The sequence below is a fragment of the Ktedonobacter racemifer DSM 44963 genome (assembly GCF_000178855.1).
Lineage (GTDB): Bacteria > Chloroflexota > Ktedonobacteria > Ktedonobacterales > Ktedonobacteraceae > Ktedonobacter > Ktedonobacter racemifer.
The window spans coordinates 1235914-1249223 of record NZ_ADVG01000001.1; the positions used below are offsets into that span (position 1 = coordinate 1235914).

Annotated in this window: 13 protein-coding genes and 2 pseudogenes; 4 read left to right on the forward strand and 11 right to left on the reverse strand. The window is 46.5% G+C overall.

What is annotated here, in order from left to right:
* The first annotated feature begins 27 nt into the window (after window positions 1-27).
* Window positions 28-1137: an alpha/beta hydrolase family protein gene (locus KRAC_RS05505; RefSeq protein WP_040441953.1), complete on the forward strand. Its 1110-nt coding sequence runs from the start codon at window positions 28-30 to the stop codon at window positions 1135-1137.
* Window positions 1138-1149: 12 nt separating this feature from the next.
* Here KRAC_RS05505 and KRAC_RS05510 read toward each other — a convergent pair whose 3' ends face one another.
* The 7 genes and pseudogenes from KRAC_RS05510 to KRAC_RS75535 form a co-directional block, all read right to left on the reverse strand.
* Window positions 1150-1827: an IS630 family transposase gene (locus KRAC_RS05510; protein WP_338010113.1), complete on the reverse strand. Its 678-nt coding sequence runs from the start codon at window positions 1825-1827 to the stop codon at window positions 1150-1152.
* Complete coding sequence (locus KRAC_RS78115; RefSeq protein WP_274532082.1) at window positions 1824-1958, reverse strand: hypothetical protein; 135 nt, start codon at window positions 1956-1958, stop codon at window positions 1824-1826. The genes KRAC_RS05510 and KRAC_RS78115 overlap by 4 nt, the downstream gene beginning before the upstream one ends.
* Window positions 1959-2006: 48 nt before the next feature.
* Entirely contained in the window at window positions 2007-2252 is a 246-nt protein-coding gene (locus tag KRAC_RS70790; RefSeq protein ID WP_157506319.1) for a helix-turn-helix domain-containing protein, read from the reverse strand.
* 65 nt (window positions 2253-2317) lie between these two features.
* On the reverse strand, window positions 2318-3943 hold the full coding sequence (locus KRAC_RS05520) for a thiamine pyrophosphate-binding protein (protein ID WP_007905107.1): 1626 nt from the start codon (window positions 3941-3943) through the stop codon (window positions 2318-2320).
* 213 nt (window positions 3944-4156) lie between these two features.
* Window positions 4157-4864: a LuxR C-terminal-related transcriptional regulator gene (locus tag KRAC_RS65370; protein ID WP_007905108.1), complete on the reverse strand. Its 708-nt coding sequence runs from the start codon at window positions 4862-4864 to the stop codon at window positions 4157-4159.
* A gap of 128 nt (window positions 4865-4992) precedes the next feature.
* Window positions 4993-5199, reverse strand: a complete 207-nt coding sequence (locus KRAC_RS79295; RefSeq protein ID WP_007905109.1) for an Os1348 family NHLP clan protein — start codon at window positions 5197-5199, stop codon at window positions 4993-4995.
* Between the two features lie 108 nt (window positions 5200-5307).
* A pseudogene (locus tag KRAC_RS75535) lies at window positions 5308-6475 on the reverse strand (IS256 family transposase).
* 764 nt (window positions 6476-7239) lie between these two features.
* On the opposite strand from KRAC_RS75535, the gene KRAC_RS05545 reads away from it, so the two are divergent.
* Entirely contained in the window at window positions 7240-7494 is a 255-nt protein-coding gene (locus tag KRAC_RS05545; protein ID WP_052567988.1) for a hypothetical protein, read from the forward strand.
* Window positions 7495-7575: 81 nt separating this feature from the next.
* Window positions 7576-8139, forward strand: a complete 564-nt coding sequence (locus KRAC_RS05550) for an IS3 family transposase (RefSeq protein WP_007905121.1) — start codon at window positions 7576-7578, stop codon at window positions 8137-8139.
* Here the strand turns inward: KRAC_RS05550 and KRAC_RS60845 are convergent.
* From KRAC_RS60845 to KRAC_RS05565, 3 genes are all read right to left on the reverse strand, one after another.
* Window positions 8098-8736, reverse strand: coding sequence for a GNAT family N-acetyltransferase (locus KRAC_RS60845; RefSeq protein ID WP_007905123.1), 639 nt, complete (start codon window positions 8734-8736; stop codon window positions 8098-8100). The genes KRAC_RS05550 and KRAC_RS60845 overlap by 42 nt on opposite strands.
* Window positions 8737-8795: 59 nt before the next feature.
* Window positions 8796-9233 (reverse strand): hypothetical protein, encoded by a 438-nt coding sequence (locus tag KRAC_RS05560; RefSeq protein WP_338010114.1) that lies wholly within the window; start codon window positions 9231-9233, stop codon window positions 8796-8798.
* 129 nt (window positions 9234-9362) lie between these two features.
* A complete protein-coding gene (locus tag KRAC_RS05565; RefSeq protein WP_075164175.1) occupies window positions 9363-9620 on the reverse strand; it encodes a transposase in 258 nt (85 codons plus the stop codon).
* Window positions 9621-9673: 53 nt separating this feature from the next.
* Between KRAC_RS05565 and KRAC_RS79300 the strand changes: the two are divergent.
* Window positions 9674-9838: pseudogene (locus KRAC_RS79300) on the forward strand (IS256 family transposase); the annotation flags it as partial.
* Window positions 9839-9883: 45 nt separating this feature from the next.
* Here the strand turns inward: KRAC_RS79300 and KRAC_RS05570 are convergent.
* Complete coding sequence (locus tag KRAC_RS05570) at window positions 9884-13195, reverse strand: AfsR/SARP family transcriptional regulator (RefSeq protein ID WP_007905124.1); 3312 nt, start codon at window positions 13193-13195, stop codon at window positions 9884-9886.
* Window positions 13196-13310: the final 115 nt, after the last annotated feature.

The window sequence follows — 13310 nt, forward strand, 5'->3', positions numbered from 1 at the left end:
ACCTATTACAGTGCTAAAGGATTGATTATGTTGACGTTACTCGTATTTATTCTTCTTCTCGTTCTGCTTCTGCTAGTGATACTCAGTGCCGGTTTGTGCTGGTATGTTACACGCCGACTGCTCCATCGCACAACACATGCATCGACATCTTTTACCCTTCCACTTGTGGATATCACTGCGGAGGCAATTACGCTGCAAAGCACAAAGAATACCAGGCGGCCAGGGGTGTTTGGTATTCAGGGTCCAGAGGGACAGGCAATTGTGGGGCCTATTCTCTCCGCTGATACCAGGACGGTTACTCGCCAGCTGCTCCACGTAGCAGGAACGCTTACCCCTCAGACCAACGTCGCCTGGAACACGACTGTCTACGGAGGGAAATTACGAGAGCAGCTCCACCTCACCATCAATGAGGTATCCGTTCCTGGCCCTCTCGGCACTATGCCAGCATGGTTTGTTCCCGGGCAGCAACCGATCTGGGTCGTTCTCGTTCATGGCGCAACGGGCACACAAGAACAAGGGCTCCGTGCATTTAAAACGCTGGCTAACCTGGGGTTCCCCATTTTAGATATCACGTACCGCAATGATACCAACGCTCCGGCAAGCACTGATGGGCTATCGCACCTGGGAGATACGGAGTGGGAAGATGTGGAAGCCAGCATCAAGTATGCCTTGGGGCAGGGAGCACAAAGCATTCTCCTTTATGGCATCTCCATGGGAGGAACCATTGTCGAAGTCTTCCTGGCTCGCTCCTCCTATACGGACCATATTCACGCGGTAATCCTCGACTCGCCTGTACTTGATTGGCGAGCCACGATCGAGAGCCAAACGAGAAAGAACCGTCTCCCATCCTTCATTGCCAGAGGAGCAGAAGCTGTTATCTCAAGGCGCACACACATCAACTTTGAGGCGCTGAATCTCCTCACACAACCACCCCGTGGTGTTCCAACTCTGCTCTTTCACGGCATAGATGATACGAGCGCCCCCATAGCACTAAGCGACAAATTTGCATCGATTCACCCCGCTATCACGTATGTCCGTTTTCCTGATGCAGAACACACCCAATGCTGGAATGCCAATTCCCAGGAATATGAATCCCAGCTGCGCACCTTCCTTGAAGATGCCGTCTTAAAGGGATAGCCATCAATAACCTCACGCATACAAAGGAAAGTCATCGCTCTCTGTGCACAGGTGATTGAGAGAGCGATGACTTTCCTTTGTGTTGGCATTACGTTCCTCTTGCAGAGCCGTGACCTGCTGGCGAAGTTGCTGTTCATCGGCTATGCGGCGTTGCAAGCAGGAGCGCTGGAAAACCCCGATTTCGATCTCGGCCATATTCAGCCAACTGGCGTGCTTAGGCGTGTAGTGGAACTCCAGGCGACGCAAGATGCGGCAGGCTTCCGAAGCCGGAAAGGCCTCATACAGCGCTCCCGGCGTGTGAGTATTCAAGTTGTCTTGCACCACGCGCACGTACTCAGCAGACGGATAGGCCACATCCACCAGCCAGCGCATTTGCTCGGCATAGTCCTGCTTGGTCCGCTGGGCCGTCACGTGAACCTGCCGCCAACCTCGCAGTGGCTCAACCAGGAAGAACAGATTGGCGCTCCCTCGCCGTTGGTACTCGCAATCAATGCGCTCTGGCTGCCCTGCAGAGGCTGGCACATGAGGACGCACCTCGGCGTGCAAGACCACTGGTTTCTCATCAAAACAGACAGTCGGACACAACGGATCATAGGGTTCTGCGTAGAGTTCCAGCACGTCTTCCATGGCGGCTACAAACTCTCCTCCGACGGCGGGCAGGCACCAGTGCTCGTATCGCCAGGGCTTCAGTTCATTTTTTTGAGCAGGCGGTGAATGGTATCCAGCGAAATCTTCTCCACGAAGCCGAGTTCCACCGCCTTGTCGGCCAGCAAGCGTACTGTCCAGTGGTCATGACCGTCGGGGGCCGGGCTACAGGCCACGGCTATCAAGTGGGCGCTTTGCAGACCCGAGAGGGCGCTGCGGCGATGCTACTGCACCTTGTCGTGTAACACCGCCTCCAGTCCTCCTCGTGCGAAGCGTCCCTGCACGTTGGTCACAGTGCCCTCACACACATCGAAGGCGGCGGCCAGTTCGGCGGTACTCCACCCGTCTGCGGATTTGAGCAGAAGATGCGCACGTGTCAGGGTGCGCGCGTTGGCTTTGCCTCGATGGACAAAGGTTTCTAAGGCTATCCGTTCCTCTTGGGTCAAGCTGACGGCTGGCTGACGTGGCATGGGGCTTCCCTCCGTTTTCGCTCAGTATACCACCTCCTTAAGACCTAACCGAACTAGACACTAGGCTACCATGATTTAGCAGACAAAGGGACTTCAATGACAGTTGGTCGTTTTTCTTCTAGTGCTTCTTTAATAGCATCACGTAGTGCCTCTGGCCCTTCAACTTTCACGCCGCGCACGTGAAATGCTTGTGCCAATGCAGCATAGTCGGGTTCAATGATATCTGTAGCTATATATCGCCTACCGTATGTGTGGCACTGATCTGTCTTTACAGCTGTAAAAGTCGAGTCATTAAAGATGATAGCGACGATTGGTAATTGCTCTTGCACTGCGGTCGCGAGTTCACTGGAGTTAAGGAGGAAACCACCATCTCCACAAAGTGCTACTACAGGGCGCTCTGGCCTGGCAGTTTTGGCTCCTAGTGCTAAGGGAAAGGCACAGCCAATTGTACAAAACTCGCATGGATGAATGAAGGTACCCGGCTCATACACAGGTAAATAAACTGTACTGGCGTAGCCGAGCATAGTCATGTCTGCAACAATAATGCCCTCAGATGGTACGCCTTCCCGTACCCCTTCCAATAATGCCACATCTTTGCCAAATCGCGTTCGTGTTTCTTGTCGTATCTCTGCCCGTACTTGGAGTAACTCCTGTTCTAGATTTGGGCGTAGTACAGTAAAGTCCTGAGATTGCTCGTAGAGAGCTTCAAGTGCACAGCGTGCGTCACTAACGATACCCAACGTTGCTGGGTAGTTGTGTCCTATTTCAGCGGGATCAATATCAATATGAATTAAATTAGCTGGTAACGGATATTGACCATATGCGGTACGTTCTGCTCCTAATTTACTACCTACGACCAAGGCCAAGTCTGCGCTTTTTAGCAATGGATACAATTCCTTACTTGTATAAGTAGTAGTATGCACTACCAAAGGATGATCGCTAGGTATAACGTCGTGGCTCTTGCTTCCTAGTATTATAGGAGCTTGTAGACATTCAGCTAATTTTATAAGCTGATTATTGGCACGAGCCATTGAGACTCCCTCTCCAGCGATAATGATAGGTTTCTGTGCATTACGTAGGAGACTGGATGCCTGAGCAATATCTGATGGATGTGGCTGTACTGGTTCAAAGGTAAAGTCTTCCTCCGTCGGAAGCGAAACATATGCACTTTCCTTCAGAAGATCAAGTGGAACTTGTAGGTATGCTCCTCTGGATCGCTCCTGACTCATGATTCGCAATGCATCTTGTAGCATCTCAGGGATTTCTTCAACTCTTTTAATTGCATATGCCCAACCTGCAAGCGATTCCATCACACCTAATTGATCTTTAACTTCGTGTAGTTCTCCGCGCTTAAGCGCAGCAGTAGCTTGCGGCAGGCTACTACTGATGACAAGCAGAGGAATAGAGTCGGCATAAGCACTGGCAATAGGCGTCGTGACATTAGTGAGGCCAGGACCAGTAATGGTGCTAACGACTCCTAGGCGACCGGTGATGCGTGCGTAACCTTCTGCCATAAAGCCTGCACCTTGTTCGTGTCGTGCAAGGATATGGCGTAAACCGGGTGTCTTGTAGATCTCATCATAAAGTGGAAGCGTGTGTATACCAGGAATACCAAAGATGGTGTCAACATGATATGCCCGTAACGTAGCAATAATTGCTTGCGCGCCACTCAAATACTGCCTATGACTCACGCTGTAAAATCCTCCTTGATTTAAGTTGAAAAGAGAATAGTCAATTCATTGGAGATTTTGTGTAATGATTCCGCTTTGTAATTTGCTGTCTCATGGCAGCTTTCAGGTTTGAATCAACTTTCTCCATATTACTCCTTCGAAATTGCTTGCCTATTTTGCCCCTTTATAAACAGCTCCCTAGTATTGAAATGGATTCAGTCCAATGACATCGTACTAATGGGGGGGGTCACATGATAGATCCAACCAGTTCACAAGCCCAAGTGCAAAACTTCTCAATACGGCATCTCGAGGATTTCGAACCATTAAACATCGATAAATAGCATGTCGATGTGTGCGAACAGTTGTTAATGCGATACTTAACCGTTGTCCTATGGCATCTTCGTTTTCGCCAAAAGCCATACCATTCAGAACGTCTTTTTCACGAGGCGAAAGCGAGTCATTTATGTCTAGAGAAGGTAATTGTTTCATCAATGACTCAACAAGCTTTTGATGCTCTGCAAGGTTAATAATGAGTGCACATAAATTTGCAAATGACTGAGGAATATTCGGTGCAGAATGGGAAACTAAATATCCTGATGTTAGTTTCAACATTCCATACCGTTTTTGTTGGAAACAAATTTCAATAAGATGGCAGTTTCCCCTTAAGTGTTCTAGAGAGATAGGATCCCACAAAACCTGCGCATACCCATGTGTACAATGGTAGATTGTATCTTCTATTCTGTTGCGCCATGACTTTTTTGATGTATTAGGAGTGATCATAGATTTAAGAATTTCTTCTTGTACACGGATCCATTCATTTAAAACGGTCAGATCTTGCTCAATTTCAATAGGTTCCCTGTCCTCTGTTTTCGAATCGTTACTGTTACCAACCAAATGGGGTTTTCTCAGTAACGTAGGCATGGATGCTTTGTATGTTTGCATTGGCTACTCCTAGCAAAGGAACTAAAAAGAGGTTATCAATTAAGGCACGTGGGTTTTATCTAGCAATAGAGGATTAGCTCTATGCAGGTGTGAGTAAAGATATAGCTGTCTATGCGCTTAAATTAACGTTATGTTGAGCTAAGCTTGTCCAGCAAATATCTGCAAAATTCGGAAATAGTTTCCGCCTCCATATTTTTAAAGACCTCTTGCTCTTCCGCTGTGAGTTCGAACCCTTGAGAATGTATAGTTGCGAGAGGATTGGTTTGAAGGGCTTTCCAAAACTCCTGGTCAGCTGTCGCGAGACCAAGGATCTGATTGATAGTTTTCCAAGACATTGCTTTCGTCTTTCTGACTTCTGTAATTACTGAGCAGTCTTCATCGTAGGTGGTTTTAATTCTAATTCTCTAAACGTTTGCGTGTGAAGGTGCTACGCGGGCAGTATGTTAAGTCCTGTGTAAAAGGGCAAGATCTGGCTGAGCTTGCGATGGCGATGGCATCGTGAGCTTATGGAAGGTCAAGCTGCGAATCACAGCATAGAACAGTAGGAGGCAACTGCCTTCGTTGCGAAAAGCGGCAGCCATCTTGTGCGAACGACGTTTGACTTCTCCGAAGAGACGCTCCATCACATTGTTCGTGCGAATCGTCTTCCAATGCTGCTTCGGGAAGGCATAAAATGTCAGGCACGCCTCCAGATCTCGCTGCAGACACTCCACAGTGGTGGGATAGATCTGCTGATACTTCTCGATGATAGCAGCTACGGCTTGATCGGCCTGCTGGCGACTTCCCTGGTAAAAGAGGGCATTGAGCTCAGGTTCGAGCTGCTCTCGCTGCTTACTGGGAACGTAGCTGAGCACATTCTCCATCTTGTGCATGACACAGCGCTGCCTCTGCGAAGCCGGAAAGTCCTTGGTGATGGCGTTGAACATCGCCTGGTTGCCATCACTGATCCAGAGCCCGATCTCCTTGACGCCTCGGGCTTTGAGATCCTCCATGAGATCCTCCCACGCCTGCTGGTTCTCTCGATCCCCCACGCGAAAGGCCAGCACGTCGCGCTCTCCTGTGGTGGCAATGCCTACCACCGCTAAGATCGGCATTTTGCAGCCTTCCCTGGTAGATGACGGTGAAGTAGGTTCCATCGGCAAAGGCATAGACATAACGCTCGGCCAAGGGACGCGCTTTCCACTGCTCGTACTCTTCCTCCAGCGTATGGAACACCCGCGAGACGGTTGATGGGCTGGGATGCGAGCCGGTCAGTGTTTCGATCACCTCTCCCACTTTGGCCATACTGGCCCCCGTGATGAACATGTCTTGCATGGCGCTATCGACCTCCTCGCGACGACGATGATACCGCTCAAACAACTGCGTGTGATACCCTCCTCGTGTGCGAGGAACGGGCAAACCAGCGATCTCCCCCACGGTGGTGTCCAGATGGCGGCTATAGTGTCCATTGCGTTGGTCTCGGCGATGAGGGCTACGCTCGTAGGGCTTGGCTCCAATAAAAGCCGTCACTTCTTCCTCCAGTACGCTGATGAGCGCGATGCGAACGGCGTATTGGGGTCGCTCTCTCACCAGTTGCTCAAAGGCCTCTTGACGTGTGAGGATGTCTTCGATGTGTTGTTAGTATGCGTCATAGGTATCCTCCTGGTTCTGTTTTTTTCATTCACCAGTTCAGGATACCAGACCTTTTTTACACACTACTCAGGATACTGCCGCTACGCGCGATGAGTACAAACTCTGACAACTTGATAGAAAAAAGAGTGAAAAGGGCTGGCTCCTATATTGGCATTCAAGACATACGCAATTTACTGCAGATAATCGCTTTAGGCTTTTATTTGATTGAAATCGGCCATGGATCAGCTGAAGGATTTATAGCAACGAGAGCATTAATGTCGGAGACAAAGTAATGCATATGAGCTATGCTCAAGCTTACCAATACGACCATTGCTATTACTCTTAAGGCATGTGTATAAAGGAAAAGAAAATGAAAGCTACTGTATGTCTTTCTTAGAAATCTGGTGTAGCTATTCTGATTGCGCTGTGCAAGCATGGCTGATCCCTCCATCAATAAGCAATACTTTGTTTAATTTGTATGATTGGAGTATAAAAGACTACTCTCAGCATTCTGACAGCAAAAATACTGCATCTTATTTGACCTTGACCCACTTTGGTGGAAGAAGAAGTTTTCTTCTTCTTCCACCAAAAAAAAAGTGGACACCATACCGAATGTTGTGTAATCATGGATAGCAAGTGACCGCTCATCCCTCTCCAGAGGAGGCTTCGCATTTTTCCACTTTGCTCCTTTACACAAAACTCGGTATGGCATCAAACCGGCCGCGGGGGGATTGGCAAACCACACGTTCTGACAGAAGACCATCATGTCTGGGGACACCACCCAGCACCAAAATGGTCATTTAGAGAGGAGAGGGAAAGGCAAACGTCGTGCCGTGATGGCAGTTGCTCACAGTTTTCTTGTCATCGCCTATCACGTTTTGCGTGAGAAGAAGCCATATGAGGAACTTGGTCCAGACTACTTTGATCGGTTAGATACCGAACGGACACAGCACTATCACGTTCGCTGCTTGGAGCAGCTGGGTTTCAATGTAAAACTTGCCCCTGCTCACATTGCCTGAGAGGAGACGTTTTCTCGTCCTCCGCTCCGACGACGCAGATTTTCCGAGGAAGGCAGTCACCATCTTCTCGTGCCCCCAGCCATGAGATTTCAGTTCGTTGAAGAGCATCGGCACCTGTATCCGGTAAAGGTCCTCTGCGAGACATTAGGTGTCTCCGTCAGTGCGTACTACGCTTGGCGCGACCGTCCGATGTGCCGGCATCAGCGAGAAGATGGCCAACTTGCCCAACAGATCCAGGCGGCGTACCAGCAGAGTCGAGGACGCTACGGAAGTCCACGTGTACATGTAGAATTGCATGCTCAAGGTATTGTCTGTGCACACAAGCGGGTTGCCCGTCTGATGCGTGAACTGGAACTCGTTGCGTGCCAGCCTCGCCTTCGGATCACGCCTGGTGGTCGTGATCCGAAGGCGAGGCTTATGCCCAATCACTTGGATCGGAACTTCACAGCAACTTGCCTCAACGAAAAATGGGTCGGGGGCATTACCGCGATTTGGACGTACGATGGCTGGTTGTACCTGGCGACGGTGCTTGATCTGTTTTCACGCAGGGTTGTCGGATGGGCGATGGACATCTCAGCCGATGAACAGTTGGTTGAGAAGGCTTTATGCATGGCCCTGCTCCAGCGGTGCCCAACTGTTTTGTGAAAATAAATCAGTAGAAATAGGTTTATTTTTATTGAAAAATACAGAAAGATATTCTTTTTTGAGGATACTATAGACAAAAACATTATGATATCTTCCAAACTTTAGTATTGCATCTCTCATTGTAAATTCATACTTTAAACCTGCTTTCTCATCGGATTTTCGTGCTGCAAGATTTTCTTCCATATCTAAGGTATAAATACGATTTAAATTTAGTTCCATAAATCCATAATGCAACATTAACTTTTCTGCTTCGGTTCCATATCCCCTGTTCCATAATGAGCGTTCACCAATAAGTAAGTACAATTCTGCATTACGATTAATGTAATCTATACTTTCTAGGCCTACCAAACCAATTAATCGATTGCTATCGATCATTTCTATTCCAAACATAAATTCTTTATAATCCTCTTCGCTGGATTCGAGTCCTTTCCTAACCGTGAAATTGCTACACGGGTAAGTAGAAAAATAACGCCGTATTTCTTCTTTATTATGCCATGACGAAAGTAAATGGAAGTCGCGCTTAGGATCAAATAGACAAAGACGAATGCGATCTCCTTCAATAAAAGGTGTTCTGCTTTTTAAATTGTTGTTTGTCATTTGCATTATCTCCTTCTCTATAGGTGCGATTAACTAGGTTAAGACATTGATGTATCGTCTCAATGACTAATTAACCCGATGTGCAAGTTATTAAACGAAGCGACTAAGGCCCCCAATTGAAGGGGAGCGTGACCCAACTCGAGATTGAAGAGGAGAGCCATGCTATGCATGAACACCAAGCGCAACAAACGATTGCGCAAATGCCAGACATCACGCGCCCACTCGCGTTTGGCTCCTCCTCGCTCTACCAATTGCCCAAAGAGGGTATCAATGCGATAGCGCACCCGCCCCAAGATCAGACTCCAACTGTGCGGCGATTGATGCTTGGCGCTGCGATAAGGCGTCAACAAGAGCACTCCCGAGGAACGCAAGGTCTCCTTGAGCGAAGGAAGCCAGTAGTTGCGATCGCCCAAGAGCAGCCCATGGGTGCCAGTGGTCAGATCAAAAGCGACCTCGCCCTCATGAACTTTGGCAGGAGCCAGGAACATGTGCGTGATATTGCCCTACCAGTTTTTTGGCTGAATGGCAATCTTTACATGAGGCGAGCTTGAAATGGTCTCTTTTCAAGCTCGCCTCATGTAAAGATTGCCATTCAGCCTTTTTTTCCAACCACGCCACCTGCGTGGTTAAGCGGCCAATCTCAGCATATAATGTGTCTCATTCCTGCTGCCACTCGGCTTCTTTCTGGCTAGCTCCTGGGCAGCTTGGTCATTGAAAAGGCTGGGCAAGCCAGCTAATGCCTGATCTTTCCAGCGATACAACATATTACTATGCACACCATATTCGGCGGCCAGTTGCCCCACTGTCTTTTCTTCCTTGAGCATCTCCCTGACCACTCTTGCCTTGAATTCGGTGCTATACTGTTTCCGGGTTTTCTTTTGCATACTCCAGTTTACACCTTACAAGCCGACTAATTCTTGTCCAAAATCGCAGGATCATTATAGTCAAGCGTAGTTTGCACAAGATAACTACCGCTTTTCGCAACGGAGGGAGTTGTCTACTGCTATTCGATGCCGTCATTCGCAGTCTGACCTCCCACAAGCTCACAATGCCACCAGCATCGCAAGCTCAACCAGATCTTGCCCTTTCACACAGTACTTGAATACTGCCAAAGCTTTTCATTCTGGACGAACCCCACAGAATAGTATTAAGAAGTACCTAACAAGCGTTGATAGAAACGTTGTAATGTTTGACTTGGTGCAGTATTCAGTTCCTGTTGCAGGATTTCCTGGCATACTCTATACTGATGTAAGGCTAATCCTTTTTTTCCTTGACGGGCGTAACAACGCATAATCCCATAATGAGCCTCTTCTTGAGAGGGATCAATTACAAGTATACGCTGCCAATGTTGTACACTTTCATCAAAGGCTTCTTTGCGCCAAGCAATAAGGGCTAAGGAACGGCGGGCATCAAGATAAACATTTCGCAATTCGTCCCTTTTAAGGGCGCACCAATCACTATAAATGGGTTGGAGATAATCGCCTTGGTATAACTCAATCATTGACAAGAATTCATTCTGCGCTTTATCATCATCTCCTGCTGCAAGGGACTGCTTTGCTTGAGCATAATATGTCTGAAATACTTCCACGTCGTACCATATATCATTACCATAAATAGTATCTAACTGAAGTGTATAAGTTCCGGACTGGAAAACAACACATTTCCCACCAAAGACTTTACGTAAGTAGTATAAAGTGGTATGAAATGTATGGCTTGTCTGTTCATCAATCTCAGACCATAATTCTGTAATGATATGTTCTTTACGAATTGGGCGGCTACGATCCAACAAGAAGAAACAGAGTTCCATTGTGCGCGCCATACGCCAGTTGGTAACAGGCATTCCATCTTTATGGACTACAGGCTCTCCTAACGCTACAAGTTGGAGTCTAAATCGCTCCTTGATGGTTATTTTAGAATCTAAAGCTACTATGATATCTTCCTTGCCCAGAAGTTCTTTAGCAGCAGGCAATTCTTCTGCTTCAATATGAAGTATTTTCCGTATTTCAGTGGCTTCTTGTTGAGTTCTTATACTGTAAAGAAGCGAAGAATGCCGGCTTACCTCTATAAAAGCCAGCTGAGTATAATGCACATAAACCGACAAAAAGTTCATAATTTTTTTTAGGTAGGTATTGACCATAGAAAGTCGATTCATAGCTGAATAACAGGCAGCGATGCGCACCATCACTTGAAGGTGTTCCCGTCTCAACCCAACAAATTCAAGGATTTCCTCTATTTTAGAAAAAGAGGCCAAAGCTTCTTCGTAGCGTTGCTGATAGAACAATATTGTAGCACAAATAATCTCATATATTACACGTTGATAGCTAAAAGAGTTTTCTTGATCCTTGGGTTGTTCCATCTCGGATGCGAGCAATAATGCTGTGGAAATATCACCTCGAAGAAGATAGATCATAGCAAGTACATAGAGACCACATCCAGCAAGATAGTAATCCTTAATCTCTCGAGCAAGGGCCAATCCATTTTCGGCATAAGTCAGAGCCTGCTCATATTGCCCTTGATCTAAAAAAAGCTCTCCTAGATTTACCAAAGCGTATGCCTCTCCACGTCGAAAATGAAGAAGGCCACGAGCTAGTAGCAGAGCATCCGATAAGAAAGTTTCTGCCTCAGAGAACTTTCCCTGACGCATTTTGAGTAATCCCATCCTTGTTAAGTTAGTCACTTTGTCCTGTTCATTATGTAAGAAGTTTCCACAAGCAATAGCGCAAGAGAGGTGATGATCAGCCAAAGAAAAATTTCCGACTAAACTATATGCGCTAGCCAAAGCACTGTGGACATCTGCAACCTGCAACTTGATTGTATGCCGTCCCCATAATAGTAGCGCTTTTTGTAAGTAATCAATTCCCGTAAAAAAATCTCCTAATAAATTCATGCATATCCCAATACGCATATAAGCCTCGGCTCGTGAGAAAACATCATCAGTAGATAGTTGCGCTAGTACAATTTGGCATAGATTATAAGACTGACGATATTCTCCTGCCTGAAAAAGTGCTTTACTTCGTGCAAGGGCCATAGTGGTCTCAAAAGGAGGGAATGATTGAGTCACCGTTGACGGCGTTTGCTGTTTGAGTTCCTGGTCGCCAGCATCAAGTAGAGTAAGTGCCAATACATAATCACCAGACAGCAAAGCAATGTTAGCTTGAATCAAAAGTAGAAGAGGATTGGTAGCGAGAACAGTACTCGAAAAAGATCGAATCCAGCGTGTAAGGGTGTCTACATGGCCTTGGGAAAAAAGATCTTGGTAAATATTAGAGACAAGATAAATGGCAATATCCTCCATTCCGGATTCTAGAGCATGATAGATAGCCTGTTCGTAATCATGATTAGCTAAAAATAAATCTGCAGCTTGTCGATGAAGTAAAATAAAACGTTCATAATTTTCTCGTTTCAATTCCTCCCTCAATAAATCTCGTAATATAGGATGGCAGGTGTAAACGCTTTCAAGAGAACTATCACAACGCGTGACAAACAGCCCATGTTTCTCCAAATATACTAGATGATCTTCTGCATTTGAAATCATGAGCAACTTCGAGCAAAGAGAGGGAGTCATCTGTTGGAGCACAGACGCTTCCTTTAGGAAATGATAGATATGAGCTTCTTGTTTAAATATTTCATCAACTACATATTTAAATAAAAGTTGCTTATCTCCTTGATGTGTACGCAAAAATTGCATATCGCCTATACGAGTCCCTAATAATATACCCATAACCCATCCATCAAAAGATGTTGAAAGTCGCTCCGCCTCCGGGTAATTTAGAGCAGTAACGCCTTGTATTTGTGCAAGAGAGCATATTTCATGCGCAGTAAATCTCAGTTCTTTGCTACTTAGACAATATACCTCTCGGTAGGCCAACAAATGAGCAAAGTCAAGATCAGGAATAACACGACTCTCAATAACGATGATACAGTGTTCAGATACTTTTTGTAATAATTGATTTACTACCTCAACAACTGGAGGACATTCATTTATCTCTTGATAATTAGAAAGAAAAAGAGCAAAACGCTCAGTAATTTCTGTATTGATTGCTGTGATAAGAGCCTCCACAAGAGCATCGAAGTGGGAGCTATCCTTCGGCTTATTCACATTGGGAATAGCAACGCTTTCAATTAATTGGTCAAGCGCAGAACCAAATGTAGGAAAACAATGACGTATACTAAAAATAATAAGCTTGAGGAAAACCAGTTTATCCGTATCCGTACGATCAAGTAAATACCAACAACATGGTATTGTAGTATGCCGGGCAAGATCAGCAAGCAAAGTCGTCTTTCCATAACCGGCAGGTGCATACAGCCCTATAAGCTTGTAGTTTGGCAACCTTTCCTGCGTTTCGGATACTCTTCCGCAAAGGGCATCATTAAGTCTCCTGACCAGCGCCTCTCGATATAGTAAAGCAGGAGGCAAAGCAGGGCTTACAATTTTCCTCAACAGTTGGTTTTCTTCCAAGGTTAGTCCTTTCTGCGACGTAAAACAAAATATATCTGATTATGCTTCCAACGTAAAATTTGGCCAAAGTAGCGGCAGCAAGCCTGGCCGAAGAAGAGCTTGCAAAGGAAAAGAT

Coding starts and splice junctions, on each gene's coding strand:
- KRAC_RS05565 (WP_075164175.1), bottom strand. CDS start 9,620: ATGCAAAAGAAAACCCGGAAACAGTATAGCACCGAATTCAAGGCAAGA.
- KRAC_RS05505 (WP_040441953.1), top strand. CDS start 28: ATGTTGACGTTACTCGTATTTATTCTTCTTCTCGTTCTGCTTCTGCTA.
- KRAC_RS79295 (WP_007905109.1), bottom strand. CDS start 5,199: ATGTCTTGGAAAACTATCAATCAGATCCTTGGTCTCGCGACAGCTGAC.
- KRAC_RS05550 (WP_007905121.1), top strand. CDS start 7,576: ATGAGATTTCAGTTCGTTGAAGAGCATCGGCACCTGTATCCGGTAAAG.
- KRAC_RS05545 (WP_052567988.1), top strand. CDS start 7,240: ATGTCTGGGGACACCACCCAGCACCAAAATGGTCATTTAGAGAGGAGA.
- KRAC_RS60845 (WP_007905123.1), bottom strand. CDS start 8,736: ATGACAAACAACAATTTAAAAAGCAGAACACCTTTTATTGAAGGAGAT.
- KRAC_RS70790 (WP_157506319.1), bottom strand. CDS start 2,252: ATGCCACGTCAGCCAGCCGTCAGCTTGACCCAAGAGGAACGGATAGCC.
- KRAC_RS65370 (WP_007905108.1), bottom strand. CDS start 4,864: ATGCAAACATACAAAGCATCCATGCCTACGTTACTGAGAAAACCCCAT.